General features: G+C 66.7%; 23 protein-coding genes, 2 tRNA genes and 2 pseudogenes. 16 read left to right on the forward strand and 11 right to left on the reverse strand.

Annotated elements, in window-relative coordinates; all coding sequences use genetic code 11:
* Positions 1-63: 63 nt before the first annotated feature.
* The 7 genes from GOAMI_RS13890 to GOAMI_RS13920 all read right to left on the reverse strand — a co-directional run bounded on the left by GOAMI_RS13890 (position 64) and on the right by GOAMI_RS13920 (position 7158).
* Positions 64-1062, reverse strand: a complete 999-nt coding sequence (locus tag GOAMI_RS13890) for a PDR/VanB family oxidoreductase (RefSeq protein WP_006437174.1) — start codon at positions 1060-1062, stop codon at positions 64-66.
* A 63-nt stretch (positions 1063-1125) separates the two neighbouring features.
* Positions 1126-2346, reverse strand: coding sequence for a cytochrome P450 (locus GOAMI_RS13895; protein WP_006437175.1), 1221 nt, complete (start codon positions 2344-2346; stop codon positions 1126-1128).
* A gap of 623 nt (positions 2347-2969) precedes the next feature.
* Positions 2970-3761: an SDR family NAD(P)-dependent oxidoreductase gene (locus GOAMI_RS13900; RefSeq protein ID WP_006437176.1), complete on the reverse strand. Its 792-nt coding sequence runs from the start codon at positions 3759-3761 to the stop codon at positions 2970-2972.
* Positions 3762-3792: 31 nt separating this feature from the next.
* A complete protein-coding gene (locus GOAMI_RS13905; RefSeq protein ID WP_006437177.1) occupies positions 3793-5022 on the reverse strand; it encodes a TetR/AcrR family transcriptional regulator in 1230 nt (409 codons plus the stop codon).
* Positions 5023-5117: 95 nt separating this feature from the next.
* A complete protein-coding gene (locus GOAMI_RS13910; protein ID WP_006437178.1) occupies positions 5118-5522 on the reverse strand; it encodes a MaoC/PaaZ C-terminal domain-containing protein in 405 nt (134 codons plus the stop codon).
* A complete protein-coding gene (locus GOAMI_RS13915) occupies positions 5519-5974 on the reverse strand; it encodes a MaoC family dehydratase N-terminal domain-containing protein (RefSeq protein ID WP_006437179.1) in 456 nt (151 codons plus the stop codon). The genes GOAMI_RS13910 and GOAMI_RS13915 overlap by 4 nt, the downstream gene beginning before the upstream one ends.
* On the reverse strand, positions 5974-7158 hold the full coding sequence (locus GOAMI_RS13920) for a lipid-transfer protein (protein ID WP_006437180.1): 1185 nt from the start codon (positions 7156-7158) through the stop codon (positions 5974-5976). Before GOAMI_RS13920 ends, GOAMI_RS13915 begins: the two co-directional genes overlap by 1 nt.
* 284 nt (positions 7159-7442) lie before the next feature.
* Here GOAMI_RS13920 and GOAMI_RS13925 point away from each other — a divergent pair, with 284 nt between their 5' ends.
* The 5 genes and pseudogenes from GOAMI_RS13925 (at position 7443) to GOAMI_RS22960 (ending at position 10356) form a co-directional block, all read left to right on the forward strand.
* A complete protein-coding gene (locus GOAMI_RS13925; RefSeq protein WP_006437181.1) occupies positions 7443-8267 on the forward strand; it encodes an SDR family NAD(P)-dependent oxidoreductase in 825 nt (274 codons plus the stop codon).
* Positions 8268-8368: 101 nt separating this feature from the next.
* Positions 8369-8440, forward strand: a pseudogene (locus GOAMI_RS23495) (hypothetical protein); the annotation flags it as partial.
* Positions 8441-8658: 218 nt separating this feature from the next.
* The gene (locus tag GOAMI_RS23500; RefSeq protein WP_255219195.1) at positions 8659-9165 is read left to right on the forward strand and encodes an enoyl-CoA hydratase-related protein; all 507 of its coding nucleotides are present in this window, start codon (positions 8659-8661) and stop codon (positions 9163-9165) included.
* Positions 9162-9761: pseudogene (locus tag GOAMI_RS23960) on the forward strand (DUF7064 domain-containing protein); the annotation flags it as partial. The gene GOAMI_RS23500 and the pseudogene GOAMI_RS23960, both read left to right, overlap by 4 nt.
* A 46-nt stretch (positions 9762-9807) precedes the next feature.
* Positions 9808-10356, forward strand: coding sequence for a 3,4-dihydroxy-2-butanone-4-phosphate synthase (locus tag GOAMI_RS22960; RefSeq protein WP_006437185.1), 549 nt, complete (start codon positions 9808-9810; stop codon positions 10354-10356).
* Between the two features lie 12 nt (positions 10357-10368).
* Here the strand turns inward: GOAMI_RS22960 and GOAMI_RS13945 are convergent, their stop codons facing one another.
* The gene (locus GOAMI_RS13945; RefSeq protein WP_040004839.1) at positions 10369-11394 is read right to left on the reverse strand and encodes a M48 family metallopeptidase; all 1026 of its coding nucleotides are present in this window, start codon (positions 11392-11394) and stop codon (positions 10369-10371) included.
* Between the two features lie 22 nt (positions 11395-11416).
* On the opposite strand from GOAMI_RS13945, the gene GOAMI_RS13950 reads away from it, so the two are divergent.
* The 4 genes from GOAMI_RS13950 to GOAMI_RS13965 all read left to right on the forward strand — a co-directional run bounded on the left by GOAMI_RS13950 (position 11417) and on the right by GOAMI_RS13965 (position 14269).
* The gene (locus tag GOAMI_RS13950) at positions 11417-11896 is read left to right on the forward strand and encodes a ribose-5-phosphate isomerase (protein ID WP_006437187.1); all 480 of its coding nucleotides are present in this window, start codon (positions 11417-11419) and stop codon (positions 11894-11896) included.
* A gap of 3 nt (positions 11897-11899) precedes the next feature.
* Positions 11900-12703, forward strand: a complete 804-nt coding sequence (locus GOAMI_RS13955) for an Fpg/Nei family DNA glycosylase (RefSeq protein ID WP_006437188.1) — start codon at positions 11900-11902, stop codon at positions 12701-12703.
* 88 nt (positions 12704-12791) lie between these two features.
* A complete protein-coding gene (locus GOAMI_RS13960) occupies positions 12792-13229 on the forward strand; it encodes a cupin domain-containing protein (RefSeq protein ID WP_006437189.1) in 438 nt (145 codons plus the stop codon).
* An 83-nt stretch (positions 13230-13312) separates the two neighbouring features.
* Entirely contained in the window at positions 13313-14269 is a 957-nt protein-coding gene (locus GOAMI_RS13965; protein WP_006437190.1) for a PE-PPE domain-containing protein, read from the forward strand.
* Between the two features lie 76 nt (positions 14270-14345).
* Here GOAMI_RS13965 and GOAMI_RS13970 read toward each other — a convergent pair whose 3' ends face one another.
* Both GOAMI_RS13970 and GOAMI_RS13975 read right to left on the reverse strand, forming a co-directional pair.
* Complete coding sequence (locus GOAMI_RS13970) at positions 14346-15080, reverse strand: L,D-transpeptidase (RefSeq protein WP_006437191.1); 735 nt, start codon at positions 15078-15080, stop codon at positions 14346-14348.
* Positions 15081-15335: 255 nt separating this feature from the next.
* A complete protein-coding gene (locus GOAMI_RS13975) occupies positions 15336-15521 on the reverse strand; it encodes a hypothetical protein (protein WP_006437192.1) in 186 nt (61 codons plus the stop codon).
* A 198-nt stretch (positions 15522-15719) separates the two neighbouring features.
* On the opposite strand from GOAMI_RS13975, the gene GOAMI_RS13980 reads away from it, so the two are divergent.
* Positions 15720-16010 carry a hypothetical protein gene (locus GOAMI_RS13980; protein WP_081598249.1) on the forward strand — a complete coding sequence of 97 codons (291 nt, stop codon included), beginning with the start codon at positions 15720-15722 and terminating at the stop codon, positions 16008-16010.
* 89 nt (positions 16011-16099) lie between these two features.
* Here GOAMI_RS13980 and GOAMI_RS13985 read toward each other — a convergent pair.
* Positions 16100-16173 (reverse strand) — tRNA-Gly (locus GOAMI_RS13985).
* 196 nt (positions 16174-16369) lie between these two features.
* On the opposite strand from GOAMI_RS13985, the gene GOAMI_RS13990 reads away from it, so the two are divergent.
* The 6 genes from GOAMI_RS13990 (at position 16370) to mobA (ending at position 21750) form a co-directional block, all read left to right on the forward strand.
* Positions 16370-16443 (forward strand) — tRNA-Pro (locus GOAMI_RS13990).
* 85 nt (positions 16444-16528) lie between these two features.
* Positions 16529-17893 (forward strand): trigger factor, encoded by a 1365-nt coding sequence (gene tig, locus GOAMI_RS13995; RefSeq protein WP_006437194.1) that lies wholly within the window; start codon positions 16529-16531, stop codon positions 17891-17893.
* A gap of 259 nt (positions 17894-18152) precedes the next feature.
* Positions 18153-18752, forward strand: a complete 600-nt coding sequence (locus tag GOAMI_RS14000) for an ATP-dependent Clp protease proteolytic subunit (protein WP_006437195.1) — start codon at positions 18153-18155, stop codon at positions 18750-18752.
* A gap of 55 nt (positions 18753-18807) precedes the next feature.
* The gene (locus GOAMI_RS14005) at positions 18808-19506 is read left to right on the forward strand and encodes an ATP-dependent Clp protease proteolytic subunit (RefSeq protein ID WP_006437196.1); all 699 of its coding nucleotides are present in this window, start codon (positions 18808-18810) and stop codon (positions 19504-19506) included.
* A 196-nt stretch (positions 19507-19702) separates the two neighbouring features.
* Entirely contained in the window at positions 19703-20983 is a 1281-nt protein-coding gene (gene clpX / locus GOAMI_RS14010; protein WP_006437197.1) for an ATP-dependent Clp protease ATP-binding subunit ClpX, read from the forward strand.
* A gap of 119 nt (positions 20984-21102) precedes the next feature.
* Complete coding sequence (gene mobA, locus GOAMI_RS14015) at positions 21103-21750, forward strand: molybdenum cofactor guanylyltransferase (RefSeq protein ID WP_006437198.1); 648 nt, start codon at positions 21103-21105, stop codon at positions 21748-21750.
* Positions 21751-21776 lie beyond the last annotated feature (26 nt).

Raw genomic sequence — 21776 nt, forward strand, 5'->3', positions numbered from 1 at the left:
TCTCTGTGGTGGCGGTCCGGCCCGGTGTCCGGGTCCGGAGGTCCGGTTTTCAGTGGTCCGGCGTCACAGGTCGATGACCAGACGGTCTCCGACACAGCGTGATACGCAGATGAGCATGAACTCGTTGGTGGCCCGCTCCTCGAGGGTGAGGATCGAGTCACGGTGATCGGGGATGCCGTCGAGGACATCGACCTCGCACCGTCCGCACATGCCCTGGTGGCAGGAGGACAGGGCGTCGATCCCGTTGGACTCCAGGGTGCCGAGGATGCTCTCGCCGGGTTTGATGGTGAAGCTCTTGCCCTGCCTGGCGAGTACCACCTCGAACTCGTGGTCGTCTGCCGACGATGCGTTGCCGCCGGCGAACCGTTCGGTGTGCAGCGACGCGACGACACCGTCCTTGTGAAGACGCTCGATCGCCTCCAGCAATCCCGCGGGCCCGCAGCAGTAGACGGCGGTGCCGTCCGCGAGGCCGGTGAGCTCACGCTCGAGATCGATCGGTCCGTCGCCGTCGTCGGTGTAGATCGCGACCTTCGGGCCGTACACCTCGAGCTCGTCGCGGAACGCCATGGTCTCGGCGCTCCGGCCGCCGTAGACCAGTCGCCAGGGGACCCCGCGCCGCTGTGCATCGGCGATCATCGGCAGGATCGGTGTGATCCCGATCCCGCCCGCGACGAAGACGAACGCCGGCGCATCGACGAGCTCGAAATTGTTGCGCGGCAACCCGACCCGTAGTTCGTTGCCGGTGTGGACGTCGGTGTGGATGTACTCCGAGCCGCCGCGGCCGCGGCCGATGGCCTCCCGGAGCACCGCGATGCGCCACGAGTGGTTGTCTTCGGGGTCGCCGCACAGCGAGTACTGACGCACGGCTCCCGACGGAAGGATGACGTCGACATGGGCGCCCGGCTGCCACGCGGGCAGCGGAGCCCCGTCGGCGGACTGCAGGGTCAGTGCCTTGATGTCCTTGGCGACGGTGATGGACTGTGCCACGACGACGTCGAGGTCGTCGGCGAGGTCCTCACCGAGACGGGTTCCGCCCGTGCGGGTTCCATCCGCCCGTGTCACATCATGCCTTTCGTCGAAATCCGTTGTCTTCTCAGGTGATCAGCGCGACCGGTGGCGCGGTGATCAGGCTCGATCCCAGGTGACCGGCACCGAGTGGGCACCTCGGATCCGCGCGTCGCCCTTGATCTGGACCTGATCGGCGGGAACCGCCAGGCGCAGCGTCGGGATGCGCTCGAGGAGCGTCGTGAAGACGACGTCGAGCTCGAGGCGGGCCAGCGGCGCGCCGAGGCAGGTGTGGATTCCGTGACCGAAGGTCAGGTGCCGGCTGGCGTCGCGGTGGATGTCGAAACGGTCCGGGTCCTCGAAGACCGCGGGGTCGCGGTTGCCGGCCTCGGTGGAGACCATCACCAGCGAACCGGCGGGAACGGTCTGTCCTTCGATCTCGATGTCCTCGGTCGCCATCCGCGGGAGGTTGCTGATGATGTCGAGGTGACGCAGCAGTTCCTCGATGGCCTGCGGCATCAGGGACGGGTCCTCGCGCAGTGCAGCCAGCTGGTCAGGGTGTTCGAGCAGCGCGAAGGTGCCCAGGCCGATCATGTTCGCGGTGGTCTCGTGGCCGGCCATGAGCAGCAGGCTCGCCATGCCGACGACGTCGGGCACGGAGACGGCGCCGGACTCGATGTGCTTGGTGAGCAGGCTCAACAGGTCGTCACCGGGCTCGGTCATCTTGATGGTGACGAGCTCACCGAGGTAGCCCATGACGGCACCGATCGCGGCGGCGATGTCCTCGGGGGTGCTGCCGCTGGCGAGGACCGCGCGGGTCTGCTCCTGGAAGAAGTCGTGCTTGTCGTAGGGGACGCCGAGCAGCTCACAGATGACCAGTGACGGCAGCGGAAGAGCAAGGGATTCCACCAGATCGACCGGTTCGGTCGAGGTGAGCATCTCGTCGATGAGCTCGTTGGCGATCCGCTCGACGTTCTCGCGCATGGCCTTCATGCGGCGGGGGGTGAACTCGCGGGCCAGGACCCGGCGGAGATCGTCGTGCTCCGGCGGGTCCATGGCGACGAAGAAGCCCGGCACTGCCGCTTCGCCGGCATCGCCGCGCGAGGCGTCGTCGATGCCGCGCACGCTCATGCGGGGGTCGCCCAGAACCGAGCGGACGTTGTTGTAGCCGGTGACGAGAGTGGCAGGGGTGCCGTTGAAGTCGACCTTGCGGAGGCGATCATCGGAGAAGTCCTGGTACTCCTCGGCGAGGCTGAACGGACACTTCTTGCGGCCGAACGGGTACGAGGGGAGTTCGCCGGATTCGTCGGGGGCGTACACGGTCTCGGGCTGAGTCGTCATGAGTTCTCCTGAATCGGGATGGGGACGTCGTCGTATCGACGGAGGTCCGTGAGAGGACCTGGAACTGACTGCAGTCGACTCACGGGGGAGTAGCTCACCCTCGTGATCTGCTGTGCGATGGGTCACACGTTGTGTTAACGGTCATATCGTCGCATGCTCGACGTGGATCGTCAATGAGTTTGGGCCATCTTGATTGCTGAGATTTGCGGCGCCGGTGTGTCGCACGGTCGGTACGGAAGCAGAAAAATGCGTCTGAACTTGGTTAACGGAAGTTTGTGCACGTTGCGGACGGGGCGATTCGGGCTGTCACGACCCGGCCCCGTGGACCGCCGGAGACGTTTGGAGAGGCGCTGAAGTTAGTAACAATTGTGAAAGTGTGCGGGGATGGGTGCCGCGGCCGTGCGGCCGGAGCCGGGAGCGCGGGCGAGTCGACCAGGTACGACGAAATGCCCGTCACACCCACCTCGGTGCCGTGGCCGGCCTGCCGGCCGTCGTGGAGGACGCCGCGAGTGGGGACGGGCGAAGCAACCCGACCCTTCGACGAGGTGCGAGTGCAGCAGGGGTTGGCCGTGCCGGTTCTCTCGGATCAGGGTGGGGCGGAACGGGTCCGGATGCGGCCGCCGTCAGACGGCGGCGCGGGTGAGGTGACCGAGGAGGTCGGGATAACACTTCAGATGTGCGCCACCGTTGAGATCGAGGGTGACGCCGGTGAGCCACGATGCGCCGGCCACATAAACCGCGGCCTCGGCGATGTCCTCCGGCGTGCCGGGGCGGCCGAGGGGCGTGTTGTCGAGGTAATCCTCTTCGAGTCCGGGGACGGACATGGAGGGGTTGGTCAGCGGTGTGTGGACGAGTCCCGGAGCGATTGCGTTGACACGGATTCCGCGCTCGGCGAGCTCGAGCGCGGCGATCTCGGTGAGCATCCCGAGGCCGGCCTTCGCGGAGCCGTACGCGGCCATCCCGGTGGCTGGCTGCCGCGCGTTCAGCGACGACAGCGAGATGATCGACCCGCCCTCGTCGAGGACCCGCCCGGCGTGCTTGATGACGAGGAAGGCGCCGTTCAGGCAGACGTCGACGACACGACGGAAGCGCTCGGCGTCGAGGTCGGTGACGGCGCCCGCCGCGGTGATGCCGGCGCTGTTCACCACTATGTCGAGACGTCCGTGGGATTCGCGCGCGGTCTCGAGGAGCGCGGCGACCGAGGCCTCGTCGGTGACGTTCACCGCGGCGGCATCATGAAGAGGTCCGAGATCGGAGGCGACCTCTTGCGCCAGAGCGGAATTGCGGTCGGCGACGGTGACGCTGACGCCGATCGAGGCGAACGCGCGGGCGATCGCGGCGCCGATTCCCGACGCTCCGCCGATGACAACCGCGTGGCGTCCGTCGCTCCGGTGGCGTCCTTCGTCGAGTGACATCTGTCAGTACCCTTCTATGTCTGTGTCCTGCTCATGAATCGATGAGTTCGGTCGGTAGTGCGATGGCATGCGCGAGGGCGACGAGCTCGTCGCCGATTCCCGGTCGTGCACGGAGATCCGGTGCCTGGGTGACATCGGTCAGGACGCCGATGACGGCGTGGGCCAGGGCTCTGGCCTCCGGTCCCGAGAGATTTCCCGAGAGCGTCCGGATGGCATCCACCCATTCGGCGACGTACTCGCGCTGCGTCTCGCGGAGAGAGACCTGCTCGTCCTCGGAGAGGTAGAGCAGGTCGCGTGTCAGGATGTGCATGATCCGTCCGTGGATGCCGAGTGCCTGCCGGACGTACACGCGGATGAGTGCGTCGAGTGCCTCGTGTGCATTCCCCGCCATCGCCAGTGCATCGGCCGAGACGTACAGCAGGCCTTCGGCTCCGCGCTCGAGGATGGCGCGAAGGACCTGTGCCTTGCCCGACACGTGCTGGTACAGGGTGGCCACCGACATCTCCGCGGCCCGGGCGATGTCGTCGATGCGGACATCGTAGAAGCCGCGCTCGTCGAACAACTGCGTCGAGACCTCGATGATCCTCTCCCGCCGCCCGGCCGGTCGCCAGGGGACCGGTTTCCGCTCCGGCTGCGCGTCCGGAGCGGGCTCGGGCAACGGGCAGGAGATGATCGCGTGGAAGACCGCCTTCTGCAATTGGATCAGTCTGTCCGGCTGGAGATTTCCGCGGATCGTCGACGTATTGGAGAACACCGTCAGGACCGCGAAACCGAGTAGCTCGGCGCGATCGGGGGTGACGGTGGGATCCGCGGCGACGATCTTGCCGGCGATGTAGTCGCGGAATCCGCGGAAGTAGTCGACCATCTCGTGTTGCTCGGCGACCTCCAGATGGCGTTGCTCGCGGCGCCACAGCGTCGACTCGTCGCCGTTGGCGGTGATGTCGGCGAGTCCGTCCAGGAACAGCTCGAGTTGCTGTGCGGGGGTCTCCCCGGTGGTGTCGGCGTGCAACGTCAACTGCTCCACCAGGTCGACCTGATCGCGCAGTGCGCGTACGAGGATTCCGTACTTGCCCTTGAAATGGCGGTACACCGCAGGCCCGGTCAACCCGACCGCGGCACCGATCTGGTCGATGCTCACGTTCTGGTATCCGGTCTCCTGGAAGAGGAACGCCGCGGCCCGGACGATCTGTTCGGACCGCTGCTGACCACGCGTGGTGGTGGGAACGGGGATCGTCCCTCCTCTGTTCGGCCGTGAGGTCACGGTTGCTCTGTCTGTTCCGTCATGCGGGCTCGCCATGTGTCAAGTCTCGCATCCGGAGGTACGGGCCGGGCACAACGAGGTCTAACAATCGGCCCTCACAGTGCGACGACCGCGGTGCCCTTGAGCGTCGTCGTCCCATCGGCGAGTTCGACCTCGAGGTCGAGCCGGGCACGTTCCTGGCCGTCGACGACCTCGGTGTCCCGGATCTCGGCGCGCAGGACCGGCTCGGCGTGGACCGGGGTGATCGCGGTGAACCTGGTGGTCAGCTCCAGAATCCGGGACTGCGGGATCCAGTCGGTGAGGAGCCGGCCGAGGTAGGCCATCGAGAGCATCCCGTGTGCGAACACATCGTCCATCCCCGATGCCTTCGCGGAGTCGATGTCGATGTGGATCGGGTTGTGGTCCCCAGAGGCGCCCGCGAACAGCGCGAGAGTGGTCCGGGTGATGGCACCCGGCCGCAGCTCGCTGATCGACGAGGGAACACTTGTCGGTGCGTTCATGAGGGACTCCCGGGATTCTTGATGACGCTGACGCTTTCGAGCTCCGCGACGACGTCGTCGCCGCGCGACACCGTCGTGCGACGCACCAGGAAGTCCAGTGCGCCACCGGCCTTGGAGTAGGCATCGACGTAGGCGGTCTCGAAGCGCACCCGGTCGCCGGCATGCACCGGCGCGAAGTACCGGAAACGCTGCTCGCCGTGGAGAACGTTGCCCAGGTCGACGCCGTGCGCGGCGAGATCGCCGAAGACGTCGGAATTCTCGAGTTCGAGGCCGAAGAGGAAGGTCGGCGGTGCGAGGACGTCCGGATGGCCGGCGGCGATCGCCGCCTCGCGGTCGGAGTAGATCGGGTTCGTCTCGCCGATCGCGTGTGCGAACTGCCGGATACGTCCGCGCTCCACGTCGACGGTGGCAACGGGAGGGGTCAGATCGAGGATGGCGTGGTCGAGTCCCATCACGACACCTTCTCGTACATGGTGACCACGCAGGCGCCGCCGAGTCCGAGATTGTGCTGCAACGCGATTCGGGCGTCGGTGACCTGGCGGTCGCCGGCCTGGCCGCGCAGCTGCCAGACCAGTTCGGCGCACTGTGCCAGACCGGTGGCGCCGAGCGGATGTCCCTTGGACAGCAGACCGCCGGAGGGGTTGGTCACCACACGTCCGCCGTAGGTGTTGTCGCCGTCGAGGATGAACTTCTCGGCCGTGCCCTCGGGGGTGAGGCCCAGCCCCTCGTAGGTGATGACCTCGTTGGTGCTGAAGCAGTCGTGCAGTTCGACCACGGGGATGTCGGTGGGCTCGACGCCGGACTGCTCGTAGACCTCCGCGGCGGCCTTGGCCGTCATGTCGTAGCCGGCGACACGCATCATGTCGGTGGTGTCGTAGGTGCCGGGCAGATCGGTGACCAGCGACTGGGCGCGGATACGAATGGTGGAGTCGATGCCGCGCGCACGTGCGAACTCTTCGCTGCACACGATCGCGGCGGCGGCGCCGTTGGTCGGCGGGCAGCACATGAGGAGGGTGAGCGGGCCCCAGATCTGCTTGGAGTTCATCACCGTGTCGAGATCGATGGGGTCACGGAACACCGCGTGCGGGTTGCGGCCGGCGTGCGTGCGGGCCTTCACCGACACCCGGCCGAAGATCTCGTTGGTGACGCCGTAACGGGACATGTACTCCACGCCCGCCCCACCGAACATCTTTGCGGCCATCGGAGCAGGCTGGTCACCGTTCGGGCGGGAGGCGGCGATGTTCTCCCCGCGTTCGGTGGGACTGGGCCGGTCGCCGTAACCGTTGACGAGGGCGCCGGGCTGCATCTGTTCGAAACCGAGGGCCAGCACGCAGTCGGCCTGACCGGAGGCGACTGCCTGCCGTGCGAGCCAGAGCGCCGAGGAACCCGTCGAACAGTTGTTGTTGACGTTCACGACCGGGATGCCGGTCATGCCGACCTCGTAGAGGGCGTTCTGGCCCGACGTCGAGTCGCCGTACACGTAGCCGACGTAGGCCTGCTGCACGTCGGAGTAGTCCAGGCCGGCGTCGGCCAAGGCCGATCTGGTTGCCGCAGCACCCATCTCGTTGTACGTGCCGCTCTTGCCGGGCTTGGTGAACGGGACCATCCCGACACCGCTGATGCAGACGTTTGCCATGGGCGTTCGTCCTTCCTGTGTGAGACTCAGAAGAGTGTGATGTGGAGCCTACTATAACGACGACTAACAAACGAGCGGATATCGCGACTAAAACTGGGGACTGACTCCAGATTTGCTTGTAGTTAGTATTCACCACGATTGTGACTCACGTCGCAGCAAGTCATGTAGGGCGGTGTCGCACACGCGAGCCCCGCCGGCGACGACCATCGCCGGCGCATCCACCATCCATCGATCAACGCCCGGCCGTTCGCCGAACGGGATCGATCAATCACGAGGAGAAACACGTGAACCAGCCGAAACTGCAGAACAAGGTGGCACTGGTGTCGGGATCCGGACGCGGGATCGGCCGGGCCGTCGCGCTGAAGCTGGCCTCGGAAGGCGCGAAGGTCGTCGTCAACGATCTCGATCCAGAGCCCGCCAAAGAGGTCATCGCCGAGATCGAGGCGCTCGGCGGACAGGCGGTGTCCTGCATCGGCAGCGTGACCGACGCGGATTTCGCCCAGCGGTTCGTCACCACTGCGACCGACAACTTCGGCGGTATCGACATCATCGTCAACAACGCCGGGTACACGTGGGACAACGTCATCCAGAAGATGACCGACCAGCAGTGGGAGGACATCATCGACGTCCACCTCACCGCACCGTTCCGCATCCTCCGCGCGGCCCAGCCGGTCATCAGTGCGGCGGTCAAGCGCGAGCGCGAGCAGGGTGCCGTCCCGTGCCGCAAGGTCGTCAACATCTCGTCGACCTCGGGCCTGCAGGGCAACCCCGGCCAGGCCAACTACTCGTCGGCCAAGGCCGGCATGATCGGCCTGACCAAGACGATCGCCAAGGAGTGGGGTCGCTACAACGTCACCGTCAACGCCGTGGCCTACGGCGTCATCAACACCCGGCTGACGTCGGTCACCACCCCGGCCAAGACCATCAAGGTCGAGGACCGCGACATCAAGGTCGGCGTCAACCCGGCGGTCATGGAGGCGGCGACCAAGCAGATCGCGCTCGGCCGGGCCGGCACCGTCGAGGAAGCGGCCGGCGCCGTCTACCTGCTCTGCAGCCCCGAGTCGAGCTACATCACCGGCGAGACGATCGTCTGCGGCGGCGGGCTGTGACCACGAGCGTGCACACCCGGCACGCGGGGCAGGAGTACATCGAGATCTCCTACGAGGCGGCCGACGGTGTCGCGGTCATCACTCTCGACGCGCCGGACCGGATGAATGCCTTCCGGGTGCCGATGCTGGTGGACCTGCTGCGTGCGCTCGCAGTCGCCGAAGAGGATCCGGACGTGCGGGCAGTCATCGTCACCGGCGCGGGCAGGGCCTTCTCCGTGGGGGCCGCACTCGACGGTCCCGACACGCTGACCAAGGCGCTCGCCGAGGATGTCGACGGGCACACCCCGACGGGTTACCGCGAACCCGCGGGCCGGATCAGCGAGTTCCTCTTCACCATGCGCAGCCGGTCATCGCCGCGTTCAACGGGCACGCGATCGGCGGCGGCGCGACCATCGCCGCGGCGATGGACATCCGGATCGCCAGTGAGAAGGCGCGTTTCGGGTTCGTCTTCAATCGTCGCGGGGTGGTCCCCGAAGGCGGATCGTCGTGGTTCCTGCCCCGTCTGGTCGGGATCGGACGCGCCACCGACTGGATCCTGTCCGGTCGGGTGTTCGGAGCCGACGAGGCCCTCGCGGCCGGATTCCTCACCAAGGTGGTGCCCGCGGATCAGGTGCTGGCCGCGGCCCACGAATACGCCCAGCAGTTCGTGCGGGACACCTCGCCGACGTCGGTGGCTCTGGCCAAGCACCTCATCGCCAACAGCTGGCGTCACGACCATCCGGCGGCGGCCGCGGCCGACGAGTCCCGTGCGTACGCCGCACGTGTCGAATCCGTGGATGCCGGCGAGGGGATCATGTCGTTCATCGAGCATCGCGATGCGACCTTCCCCGCGCTGGATGCCGAGGCCTACCAGTCGATCCTGGATCTCAACGACGCTCATCGAGGAGCATCATCATGACGACCGACTTCACCGTCTGCAAGTACGGCGCCGACGCCGAGGGCACACACGAGTACGCCGGGGTCCACAACTTCAACGAGAGTGTGTACTTCAATTTCGTCGATCCCATCTCGCAACTCGGCGGACTGGTCCGCATCGGCAATCGCCCCGGACTGGGCTACAGCGAGACGTCGGTCCAGCTGACCCTGCCGGGCGGGGCGATCGCGTTCCGTGCGGGACGGATCAAGCGGGAGGACAACGACGATTTCCGCGGTGGGCAGGGGCTCGACATCGTCATCACCGAGCCCACCCGCAAGGCCGAGATCACCTAGCGCAATTCTGTTGCGCGGGTGGTTCATCCGTCGCTGATGGCCGAGAACGGCCGGATCGCCCTGAAGAACGCACCGGCCGAGGAATGCGAGATCTCGCTGTCCTATGAGGCGTCGACCCCGATGTTCACGATCCGCGGCGACGGCGACTGCACCCCGGGCAGTTCCACGATCGCCAGTGACCACTACGAGCAGTTCGGCCACCTGTCGGGGAGTATCCGCGTCGGCGGCCGCACCTGGGTGCTGGACAAGGTGACCTCGTTCCGGGACCACTCCTGGGGTCCTCGCGAGTGGGCTTCCTACACAGGCCCTCGCCGAGATCGGCGCCGGACGTGTGGTCGTCCTCGCCGACCCGCCCAGCGGACGGTCGTATCTGCTCCTCGCCGGCGAGGTGGCGACCACCGAATCGCTGGCATTCGTCATCCGGCACGGTTCCGGTCTGGTGCAGGTGGCGATGGCGTTCGAGGATTGCGTCCGACTGCAGCTTCCGCCGATGTGGCCGCTCGCCGAGCAGCCGGGTGGAGCGTTCCAGACGGTCGCGGTCGACGCCGCGACGGGCATCGGGACCGGCATCTCCGCGGCGGATCGGGCGCACACGGTCCGCACGCTCGCCGACCCCACGACCACGGCGTCGGATCTGACGCGGCCGGGTCATGTCGTCCCGCTGCTGGTCCGATCCGATGTACCGGGCCCGGAAGCAGCGGCCCTCCGGTTCGCGGCCACGGCCGGTGTCCGCCCTGCGATGGCGTTGTGTGAACTGGTCTCTCACGTCGACGAGACCGCGATGGCCGGCGTCGACGAGGCACTGGTCTTCGCCCGGGATTTCGCGCTGAGCGCGGTGTTCACCTCCGACCTCGAGGAGGTCCTGCTGCGGGCGTCGTGACCCCTCGGCGCTTCAGAACCGGGGCGGGAGTTCGAGACCGTTCGGGAGCGAACCGGGCGGCACCGAGGCCGGGTGCGGTGGCGGCGGCACGGCCACGACGTTCCCGCTGCCGACGCCGCGGACGATCCGGCGCGGCCGGAGCAGCATCGCTCCGGCCCGGGTGCGGTCACGAAGAGCCGCGGCGCGCCAGGTGAGGACCGGATGAGTCGAGACCGCGTTGACCAGATGCACGAAGAATCCGCGTTCGTGGGTGGCGCGGTCGGCGAACTGGTCGAAATCGACCGCGGACAGCATGTACTTTCCGGCGGCCAGGACACCGATCGCCCCCGGTGCGCCCACCGGTTTCGCGTAGTAGCCGTAGTTGTCGGCGCTGTACTCCTGTGCTCGCGAGAGGGCACCGCCGAGCAGCGGGATGCTCGTCCCGAGGACCGTCGCCAACTGACGCCAGTACGACGTGTGACCGGCCGCGATGTGCCCGATCTCGTGGCCGATGATGAACTCCAGCGCCTCCGGGCTGCGGGCGGCACCGCCGACCTCGAACAGGTCGGAGTAGACCACGACGAATCGCCGGAACCCGTGGCCGGACGCGAAGGCATTGATCTGCCCGTTGCCGAGTACGACGTAGGCGTCCGGCACGTACTCCAGACCGAAGCGGGCGGCGGCCTCGACCACCATCCGATAGCCCTCCGGGAACTGGGTGGGCGTCATCTGCACACCGTTCACCCGCGGCGTCGCATAGGTGAGACCGCGGATCACGAACAGCACCAACGGAAAGGCCAACGCGCCCAACAGGATCTGGTTCACCATGCCGAGTGCGACGAGGATGATGATCGCCGCGTAGAGCACCGTCGTGGTCAGGATGACGAGGATCAGGACGGGGATCTCCCAGGGATGCAGTTGCGGACGCACGGCGAAGCGGGCCGCTCGCAGCCAGTGTCGTGACGGATCGGGGGCTGTTTCCGGGAGGGGATCGACGACCCCGGGCACGTTCGGGATCGGGTTCATCGACGCTCGGGGGATGGGCGCAGGCGTGTCCACGCCCTCAATCTATAGTGGCGCCATGCGTGTCTATCTCGGTGCCGACCATGCCGGATTCGAACTCAAGAACCAGATCGCCGACCATCTGAAGGCGAACGGCCACGAGGTGGTGGACTGCGGCGCCCACGTCTACGACGCCCTCGACGACTATCCGGCCTTCTGCATCGACGCCGCGGCTCGGACCGTGGCCGATCCCGGCAGCCTGGGCATCGTGCTCGGCGGAAGCGGCAACGGCGAGCAGATCGCGGCCAACAAGGTGCCCGGCGCCCGCTGCGCATTGGCCTGGAGCGTGGAGACCGCGCAGCTCGCCCGCCAGCACAACAACGCCCAGCTGATCGGCATCGGAGGGCGCATGCACTCGACCGAGGAAGCCCTCGCCATCGTCGACGCCTTCCTGGCCACTTCGTGGTCGGAGGAGCCCCGTCACCAGCGCCGCATCGACATCCTCGCCGAGTACGAGCGCACCGGCGTGGCTCCCGAGGTCCCGCGGCCGCCGGCCTGACCGGTGCCCGAGGGCCACACCCTGCACCGGCTCGCCCGCCGGCAGCAGCGACTCTTCGGAGGTCGCCGGGTCCGGGTGAGCAGCCCTCAGGGGCGATTCGCCGACGGCGCGGCCGCCGTGGACGGGATGACCTTCCACGCTGCGGAGGCGTGGGGCAAACACCTGCTGCACCGCTATCGCGACGGTCGGACCGAGCGGATGGTGCACATCCACCTCGGCCTCTACGGTGCCTTCACCGAGCTGACCGCACCGTTGCCCGAACCGGTCGGACAGGTTCGGCTGCGCATCGAGAGCGAGGAGACCGGTACCGATCTGCGCGGTCCGACGGCGTGTGAGCTCTACCACCCCACCGACCTCGACGCTCTGATCGCGAGGCTGGGTCCGGATCCTCTCCGCCGTGACGCCGACCCGGAACGGGCGTGGGCGGCCATCTCCCGGTCGTCGCGCCCGATCGGTGCGCTGCTGATGGACCAGAAAGTCATCGCGGGCATCGGGAACGTGTATCGCGCCGAAGTGCTCTTCCGCGCCGGGATCGATCCCATGCGTCCCGGAAATCGGCTTCTCCGAAGCGAATTCGACGAGATGTGGCACGACCTCGTGGCGTTGATGAAGGTTGGCGTGCGTCGGGGACGTATCCATGTGGTCCGTCCTGAGGACGACCACGGAGCGCCGTCGTATGCGGCGAACCGTCCCCGGACCTATGTCTATCGCCGGGCGGGGGAGCCGTGTCGCATCTGCGGTACACCGGTCCTGCTCGCCGAACTCGATGCGCGCAAGATCTATTGGTGCCCCGTCTGCCAGACGTGACGCGACGCCGAGTAGAAAGGCTAGGCAAACCTCAGTAATATCTCGGGAGGATCGGGGCAGGGCGCCCCATGCCGAGACTGGGGGAAGTGTGTCGATAGCCGAGGACTCCCGTGTCCACGCGGGTCTGATCTCACGCGGTGAGATCTCGCCACTGAAGGACGTGCCGTTTCACGGCGCGTCCGAAGCGCCGGTCACCCGACGCGTGCTCGCCGGGGGCGATCTGTTCCCCGAAGCCGAGAAGCGCGTCGTCGCCCACGAGATGCGGGCCGTGTCGGCCGGGAACCGGGATTACTGCGAACCGCACGTGCACGACTGTCCCGAGATCAACATCCTCCTGTCCCTCGATCATCTGGTGTACGAGATCACCTTGGGCGACGAGTCGTATGTGGTGGAGGCGCCGGCGAGCATCTACATCCCGGCCGGACTGGTCCACAGCGCGAACGTGATCGAGGGGAGCGGATTCTTCATCGCGATCATCGAGACGGCCGACTACGTCGCCAAGCCGCCACCCGGCGGCATGCTCTGATCCTCCCCGTCGGGGGACGCGCTCGCGGATCTCAGCGAACCCACAGCGTCGTCTGACGTCCGCTCACATGTGCGGCCGCCACGATGGATGGGGTGTACAGCGACGATCAGACCCGCGATCACGTCGTCGATGACGCCGCGCCGGCGGGTATCACGGTGTTCGTGGTGGGCGGAACCGGTGAGTCGTACCCCGGCGATGTCCGTACCGAGGTCACCGGTCTCCTCTCGGCGGTGACCGATGAACTCGACGAACGATTCGACTCCCGCTGGGTCGCCTACCCGGCGAGCTACGGTCCGGCACCCCACCCCGGCGGCATGAGCTTCGCCGACAGCGTGGCGATCGGCGCCCGACGACTGTCCGGGCTGCTCGAGCGGACCGCGGGACCGGTTGCCCTGCTGGGCTATTCGCAGGGCGCCGTGGTGATCCGGGCTGCGCTCGCCGGGTTGTGGACGCGGGGTGATCCCGTCGTCACGCGTCTTCTCGGCGTCGGACTCGTCGCGGACCCGCACCAGCCGCCCGGTGCGGTACCCGGCTGCGACGGATGGGGTGTCGCGGGTCCCGGTGCGGAACTGCCGCCAGGACTCCCGGTGATGTGGGTGGGCGCTCCCGACGACGTGATCTGCAACGCGCGTGCCGACTCACTCGTCCGTGACTTCGCCGACCTGACGCGGGCGATGACCTTCGCCGCACTGGGCCGGTGGGGATGCAATGCGTGGGAGGTGCTGCGTCGCAATGCTTTCCAGAACGCGCGCCGCACCGCGGTGCGCCCGTCGCAGTGGCGGCGCGACGTTCACCGACTGGCCTCGGCTTGGTGGGAGATCCGCTGCTATCTGCCGTCGATGATGCGCATTCTCGGGATCGTGCTGACGAACTCGCCGGGCGGACGCCACACCTCGTACCAGTACGAGCCGTACCGTCGCGGATCCGTCACCGATCCCGCCTCGACCGGATGCCAGGTGATCGCGGGTTGGCTCCAGGTGCAGGCGACCTTCGCCGATGAGGTCCCCGCTGTTTCCCCGGGCCCCGTCCGGGCCGCATGAGGAATCCATACGACGACGAGGGCCGGTCACCGTGTCGGTGACCGGCCCTCGTCGGAGTCGGATGCGGGGGAGAGGGTCAGTCGCCCTGGTACTGGCCGCCGACGGTGTTGCGCACCACGATCGGGGTCCCGCGCGGGACGTTGTCGTAAACCCACTTGCCGTACTCGGTCGTGACGTTGATGCAGCCGTGGCTCACATTGCTGTTGCCCTGCTGTGCGACCGACCACGGTGCGGCATGGATGAAGATGCCGTCCCAGGACATGCGGGTCGCGTACTCGACGTAGGTGCGGTAGCCCTCGGCGGAGTCGACCGGCACGCCGTACGTGGACGAGTCCATGTACATGTCGCGGTACTTCTCCTTGGTGTGGTAGACGCCGTTCGGGGTGGGGTGTTTGTCCGAACCCATCGAGATCGGCATCTTCTTCACGACCTCGCCGTTCTTCCACCAGGTGATGGTGTGGGTCTTGTCGTCGGCGAGTGCGATGTAGCCGGTCGGGGTCTTCACGTTCGGGATCGCCGGGTCGGCCGGCTTCTCCGGAGTGGTGCTGCTCGACGGCGGTTCCGGAGCCTTCGGGGCGCTCGGTGCCGGCGGAGTGGGCAGACCGGGGATCGCCGGGATCTCCACCGGGGGCAGACCCGGGATCACGGTGACTGGTGCAGCGTTCGCGACGCCGGGGAGGGCGAGAGCCATGGCGAGGACGCCGACGGCGATCCCGGTGAGGCGTCGAGTCGAGCGTCGACGAGACCGCGTGATCGGCACTGTATTGGTCTGCACTAGTCGTACCTTCGGTTCGATGAATGTCTCGCGCATAACATCTGAAAGCGCGAATCCATCGTTACACAACCGTTGTCGGGCGGCCAAAGAATGCCGACGCCGCACGGGTGCCGCGATCGCAAACAGTGGGTGCGGGCTGGCAATAACCCGTGGTGAGCGCATCGACCGTGCTGCGTGTGACGGTCGTCACAAATCGGCGGCAGGTTGAACCGATCATCTCGACGACCTACATCATCGTCCCTGTCGCGATGGTGTCAACCCGATCGCTTGTCCCAGAGCGGCGTCGGAGGGTCAGGCGGGTTGCGTGTGCTCGGTGCGCAGGTGGCGGACCGGCTCGGTACATGCCTCGTCGCGACAGACGAGCATGACGTCGACCCGGCTGACGCCGGTCTCGGATTCGGTGATGTCCCTGCGTAGATACAGCGGCGCCCCGCAGGTCGGACACTTTCGCTGGGTTTTGGTGTGTGAAGAGGACATGGCCCCACCTTACGCGGAATGTGTCGTGGGTCACAGCCTGGTTTCAGGTTCGCGAACGTTGCCCGATCTCGCGGCCCGGGGGAGCAACGTATATGACGGCACTCGGGAAGGACGGGGCGCGTGAACGGGGGAGGCACGCAGGTCGGGAGACATTTCCGCGCGGAGGGGGGTGCTGAGCTTCGATGAGAGATCAGACCCATGAACCGAGCTTTGATGGGGTCGACCGTCACTCTTGCTGCCTTCGCCGGCGTCCTCGTCATGGGCGCCGGATATGCAGGAGCGGAAGACAAGCCCTGCCAGATGTACATCGAGAACGGTCAGTACGCGCCGTGTCCTCCGCCGGTCATTTCGACGGGCCCCGGTGACGATTCGCCGGATTCGAACCCTGAGGTGGAACGATCCCGTCCGCAGGACTACGAGTACCCGTGGGACTACTACCGTCCGTACCCGTATTGGTACGAATGGGAGTTTCACGACTACCAGTACTGAACGCACCCGACGGATCGGCGAGTGCACGCTGACTCAGGCGGTCGGCGTGCACTCTCGTCGAGGCCGCCGGAGCCGGCGTGGGCTCGTTGTGGAGCGGGTGACGGGAATCGAACCCGCGTAGCTAGTTTGGAAGACTAGGGCTCTACCATTGAGCTACACCCGCGTGCTCGCGATCACCGGTAACCCGGTACGCCGCGTGCGATGAGTGAGTGTACCTGGCGGCGCGCCGGATCTGGAAATCGGGGTGGGCGTCGGTGCGGTGGGCACCCGTTGGTCGTGGCGCTGGAGGCGCCCCGTACTATCTTCTGTTGGCCCTGATGCGCGGTCGGCCATGAGGCCTACACCGCGACCACGGACCGCGGGATGTGGCGCAGCTTGGTAGCGCATCCGCTTTGGGAGCGGAGGGTCGCAGGTTCAAATCCTGTCATCCCGACTTGTCGATGTGACCGCGTAGGTCGCGGCGGCACAACCGCCGAACCGAACTTTCATCACCACCGCAGATATAAGGAGCACCAGGCGTGAAGAGCACTGTCGAGCAACTCACCCCGACCCGAGTGAAGCTCAACGTCGAGGTCCCGTTCGAGGAGCTGTCCGCAGACTTCGACCGGGCATACCGGTCGTTGGCCCAGCAGATCCGGATTCCCGGCTTCCGTCCGGGCAAGGCGCCCGCCAAGCTGATCGAGGCCCGCGTCGGTCGCGACTCGATCCTGGCGCAGGTCGTCAACGACGCCATCCCTGCGAAGTACTCGGAGGCCGTCGCCGAGACCGAGACCAAGGCCATCGGCCAGCCGGAGATCGATCTGTCGGAGCTGAAGTACGGCGAGTCCGTCACCTTCAGCGCCGAGGTCGACGTACGCCCGGAGATCACCCTGCCCGACTACTCGACCCTCTCGGTCGAGGTCGACGCCATCGAGATCGACGACGCCGCCGTCGACGAGCAGCTCGAGGGCCTGCGCGCCCGCTTCGGCACCCTCAAGGGTGTCGAGCGCGGCATCGAGAACGGTGACTTCGTCTCGATCGATCTCGAGGCCACCGTCGACGGCGAGGCTGTCGAGGAGGCGACCACCGAGGGGCTTTCTCACGAGGTCGGCTCCGGTCAGCTCATCGACGGACTCGACGACGCCCTCATCGGTCTGAAGGCCGGCGAGAGCAAGGAATTCACCACCAAGCTCGTCGCCGGCGACCACGCCGGTGAGGAGGCTTTGGTGAAGGTCACCGTGCAGTCGGTCAAGGAGCGCGAGCTCCCCGAGGTCGACGACGAGTTCGCCCAGATGGCCAGCGAGTTCGACACCGTCGAGGAGCTGCGTGCGAGCCTGGCGGAGCGCGTCGAGCAGTCGGCGAAGCTCGAGCAGGCCAACAAGATCCGCGACGCCGTGCTCGAGAAGCTGATCGAGACCGTCGAGGTCCCGTTGCCGGAGAAGGTCGTCGAGGAAGAGATCGAGGGCCAGCAGCACCAGATCGTCCACGCTCTCGGCCATGACGACGAGCAGGTCGCGAAGTTCCTCGAGGCGCAGGGCAAGACCCGCGAGGAGTGGGACGCCGAGGCCCGCGAGGAGGCCGAGAAGTCGGTCAAGCAGCAGCTGCTCCTCGACGCGATCGCCGACCAGCAGGAGACCGAGGTCAGCCAGGACGAGCTGACCCAGCAGATCATCTTCACCGCGCAGCGCTACGGCATGCAGCCGCAGGAGTTCATCCAGCAGCTGACGCAGGCCAACCAGGTGGGCGCGGTCTACGCCGACGTCCGTCGCGGCAAGTCGCTGGCGGGCATCGTCGGCGAGTTCACCGTCACCGACAGCAAGGGCGCGACCGTCGACACCTCCGAGTTCTTCGGGGGCAAGGACGAGGACGGCGATTCGGACGAAGCCGCCGACACCGACAACTGAGTCGGCCGGAGCCTCCACTCCCACCACCGATCGCCGGTCCCCGTTCGCGGGGGCCGGCGATCGTCGTCGAATCCGTCGAACTGCATTCGCCATTCATTGTGATGGCCCGTTCTGCTCTCAGCGAATAGACGTGTCCTCGGGAGTGCCGGGGGGTGTGGATTGGTTAGTGTCGGTGAGGACGTCATCAGACAGATCGGAACGTGTGCGACGCCCGAGACGGCGCGCACAGGTCATGACAACAAGGCAAAGGTAGGAACCCGTGAGTGAGCCGACCATCCACACACCCTCGATGAGTTCGGGTGTGGCTGGGTTGAACCTGACCGATTCGGTGTTCGAGCGTCTGCTGCGCGAACGCATCATCTTCCTGGGCACCCAGGTGGACGACGACATCGCCAACCGGCTGTGCGCGCAGATCCTGCTGCTCGCCGCCGAGGACCCGACCAAGGACATCCACCTCTACATCAACTCGCCCGGTGGCTCGGTCACCGCGGGCATGGCCATCTTCGACACCATGCAGCTCGCCGAGTGCGACGTCGCCACCTACGCGATGGGCATGGCGGCATCGATGGGGCAGTTCCTCCTCGCGGCCGGCGCCAAGGGCAAGCGCCACGCCCTGCCCCACGCGCGGATCATGATGCACCAGCCGTCGGCCGGTATCGGTGGTACCGCCGCCGACATCGCCATCCAGGCCGAGCAGTTCGCGCTCACCAAGAAGGAGATGAACCGGCTCAACGCCGAGTTCAGTGGTCAGCCGCTCGAGAAGATCGAGGCCGACGCGGATCGCGACAAGTGGTTCACCGCCGAGGAGGCCAAAGAGTACGGCTTCGTCGACAAGGTGATCTCGCGTCCGGGGCAGTGATCCGGCCCCGAGCATCCAGCCACCTCCGAGCCACACCTACTCATTGGAGCAACAGATGACCAACTCCCTTTCCCTGGACGGCATGCCCGCCGAGGTCGCCGCCGGAATCCCCGCGTCGGCGTTGGCGCTCAAGAACATCGAGGCGCGCTACATCCTGCCGCAGTTCATCGAGCACACCCCGAACGGTCAGCGTCAGTACGACCCCTACGCCAAGCTGTTCGAGGAGCGCATCGTCTTCGTCGGCACCCCGATCGACCAGGTCGTGTCCAACGACGTGATGGCCCAGCTGCTCGTCCTCGAGTCGCAGGACCCCGATCGCGACATCACGATGTACATCAACTCGCCCGGCGGCAGCGTGCCCGACATGCTCGCCATCTACGACACGATGCAGTACGTCCACTGCGACATCGTGACGGTGTGCCTGGGTGAGGCCGCCTCGGCCGCGGCGATCCTGCTCGCGGGTGGCACCCCGGGCAAGCGCGCCGCGCTGCCCAACGCGACCGTCCTGATCCACCAGCCGCGCACCGGCGGCGCCTACCAGGGCCAGGTCTCCGACCTCGAGATCCAGGCCGCCGAGATCGAGCGCATCCGCGACCGGCTCGACGAGATCCTGGCCGGCCACACCGGGCAGGACAAGGAGAAGATCCGCAAGGACACCGACCGCGACAACATCCTGACCGCCGCGGCGGCCAAGGAATACGGAATCATCGACGAGGTCTTCGAATACCGCAAGAAGTCGATGAAGAAGTCCTAGCGGCAACGCAACCAGCACAGGAGTCGCGGGATTTTCTGTCGCGACATTTGGCCTTATCGGTCGAAGTTCGAGCGGTGCGCGGGTACCGTCGGGTTACTGGGCATTCGGATGTCGTTCAGATGACCCGTGCCCGGCTGCGTGCGACGCGACGGACCATGACGACAGTCCGGCAACGAGGAAGTAGGTACTACGCGAGATGGCACGAATCGGAGACGGCGGCGACCTGCTGAAGTGCTCTTTCTGCGGGAAGAGTCAGAAGCAGGTGAAGAAGCTCATCGCCGGTCCCGGCGTGTACATCTGCGATGAGTGCATCGACCTCTGCAACGAGATCATCGAGGAGGAGCTCGCCGAGAACGGCGACGTGAAACTCGACGAACTCCCGAAGCCCGCGGAGATCCGCGACTTCCTCGAGAAGTACGTCATCGGTCAGGACACCGCCAAGCGCACGCTCGCGGTGGCCGTCTACAACCACTACAAGCGCATCCAGGCGGGGGAGAAGAAGGACTCCCGCACGGGTGAGACCGTCGAGCTGATGAAGTCGAACATCCTGATGCTCGGCCCGACCGGATGTGGCAAGACGTACCTCGCGCAGACACTGGCCAAGATGCTGAACGTGCCGTTCGCCATCGCCGACGCGACCGCCCTCACCGAGGCCGGTTATGTCGGTGAGGATGTCGAGAACATCCTGCTGAAGCTGATCCAGGCCGCCGACTACGACGTCAAGCGCGCCGAGACCGGCATCATCTACATCGACGAGGTCGACAAGATCGCCCGCAAGAGCGAGAACCCGTCGATCACCCGCGATGTGTCCGGCGAGGGCGTTCAGCAGGCTCTGCTGAAGATCCTCGAGGGCACTCAGGCGTCGGTGCCGCCCCAGGGTGGGCGCAAGCATCCCCATCAGGAGTTCATCCAGATCGACACAACCAACGTGTTGTTCATCGTCGCGGGTGCGTTCGCGGGTCTCGAGAAGATCGTGTCCGAGCGAATCGGCAAGCGGGGCTTGGGCTTCGGCAACGACGTGGCGAGCAAGGACGACGTCGACACGACCGATCAGTTCGCCGACGTCATGCCCGAGGACCTGATCAAGTTCGGTCTGATCCCGGAGTTCATCGGCCGTCTGCCGGTCGTCGCGTCGGTGACCAACCTCGACAAGGCCTCGCTGGTGAGCATCCTGTCGGAGCCGAAGAACGCACTGGTGAAGCAGTACACCCGACTGTTCGAGATGGACAACGTCGAACTCGAGTTCACGCAGGACGCTCTCGAGGCCGTCGCCGACCAGGCGATCCATCGGGGCACCGGTGCTCGTGGTCTGCGCGCCATCATGGAAGAGGTGCTGCTCCCGGTGATGTACGACATCCCGAGCCGCGACGACGTCGAGAAGGTCGTCGTCACCGGTGAGACGGTGCGCGACAACGTGTTGCCGACGATCGTGCCGCGCAAGGCGTCGAGCGACGAGCGTCGCGACAAGAGCGCCTGACGCACAGGCTTCGTCGAAGACGACAATCCCCGCCCGGTGGCCCGGGCGGGGATTCTTCGTCGTGGGGCATGATGACCATCTCGCCTCGCCGCGGTGACGGATCACGCACACTGGGAGCTGTGACTCAAGACACGGGATCAGACGGTTCGAAACTCGCGGCGATCGTGCTGGCCGGCGGGCGCTCACGGCGGATGGGCAGCGACAAGGCGGCATTGGACTGGGAAGGCGAGCCGATGCTCGCCCGCGTCGTGCGGGTCGTCGCGCAGCGGTGCGACCCGGTGCTGGTGGTGGCCGGCGAGACGTCCGCGGCCTTCCGCAGCATCGACGACATCCGCGACCGCGCCGCCCCTGGCATCGACCGGTCCAAGGTGCACTGGGTGACCGACGAACAGGAGGGGACCGGCCCTCTGGGTGGCCTGGTCGCGGGCCTGGCCAAGGCCGCCGCGGCAGGCGCCGACCTCGCCTTCGTGTGCGCCACCGACATGCCGCTCATCGCCCCCGAACTCATCGACGAACTACGGCGGGGGCTGACCGGCTCGACCCAGGCGGTGATCGCCCGCGACGCACAGCGCGACCATCCGATGGCCGGGATCTACCGGACCGACGCGGGCCCGGTGATCGCCGATCTCGTGGCCGGCGGCGAACGCCGGATGCTCGGTGCGATCGACGCCCTCAACGCCCATCGGGTGGGCGTCTCCGACGCCGACTGGCTCGTGAACGTGAACGCGCCGGAGGACGTGCACCGGCTGCGTGTGTCGACGAGTTGACGGCGTGGCCGAGTCCGATCGAGGAC

It is taken from the genome of Gordonia amicalis NBRC 100051 = JCM 11271, from assembly GCF_000332995.1.
GTDB classification, from domain to species: domain Bacteria; phylum Actinomycetota; class Actinomycetes; order Mycobacteriales; family Mycobacteriaceae; genus Gordonia; species Gordonia amicalis.

What these genes read in the sequence shown, in the direction of transcription:
- GOAMI_RS13910 (WP_006437178.1), bottom strand. Translation starts at nt 5,522, where the DNA reads ATGAACGCACCGACAAGTGTTCCCTCGTCGATCAGCGAGCTGCGGCCG.
- GOAMI_RS13965 (WP_006437190.1), top strand. Translation starts at nt 13,313, where the DNA reads ATGGATGGGGTGTACAGCGACGATCAGACCCGCGATCACGTCGTCGAT.
- clpX (WP_006437197.1), top strand. Translation starts at nt 19,703, where the DNA reads ATGGCACGAATCGGAGACGGCGGCGACCTGCTGAAGTGCTCTTTCTGC.
- GOAMI_RS13980 (WP_081598249.1), top strand. Translation starts at nt 15,720, where the DNA reads ATGAACCGAGCTTTGATGGGGTCGACCGTCACTCTTGCTGCCTTCGCC.
- GOAMI_RS13900 (WP_006437176.1), bottom strand. Translation starts at nt 3,761, where the DNA reads ATGTCACTCGACGAAGGACGCCACCGGAGCGACGGACGCCACGCGGTT.
- GOAMI_RS13915 (WP_006437179.1), bottom strand. Translation starts at nt 5,974, where the DNA reads ATGGGACTCGACCACGCCATCCTCGATCTGACCCCTCCCGTTGCCACC.
- GOAMI_RS14005 (WP_006437196.1), top strand. Translation starts at nt 18,808, where the DNA reads ATGACCAACTCCCTTTCCCTGGACGGCATGCCCGCCGAGGTCGCCGCC.
- GOAMI_RS13970 (WP_006437191.1), bottom strand. Translation starts at nt 15,080, where the DNA reads ATGCGCGAGACATTCATCGAACCGAAGGTACGACTAGTGCAGACCAAT.
- GOAMI_RS13950 (WP_006437187.1), top strand. Translation starts at nt 11,417, where the DNA reads ATGCGTGTCTATCTCGGTGCCGACCATGCCGGATTCGAACTCAAGAAC.
- GOAMI_RS13895 (WP_006437175.1), bottom strand. Translation starts at nt 2,346, where the DNA reads ATGACGACTCAGCCCGAGACCGTGTACGCCCCCGACGAATCCGGCGAA.
- GOAMI_RS13975 (WP_006437192.1), bottom strand. Translation starts at nt 15,521, where the DNA reads ATGTCCTCTTCACACACCAAAACCCAGCGAAAGTGTCCGACCTGCGGG.
- GOAMI_RS13920 (WP_006437180.1), bottom strand. Translation starts at nt 7,158, where the DNA reads ATGGCAAACGTCTGCATCAGCGGTGTCGGGATGGTCCCGTTCACCAAG.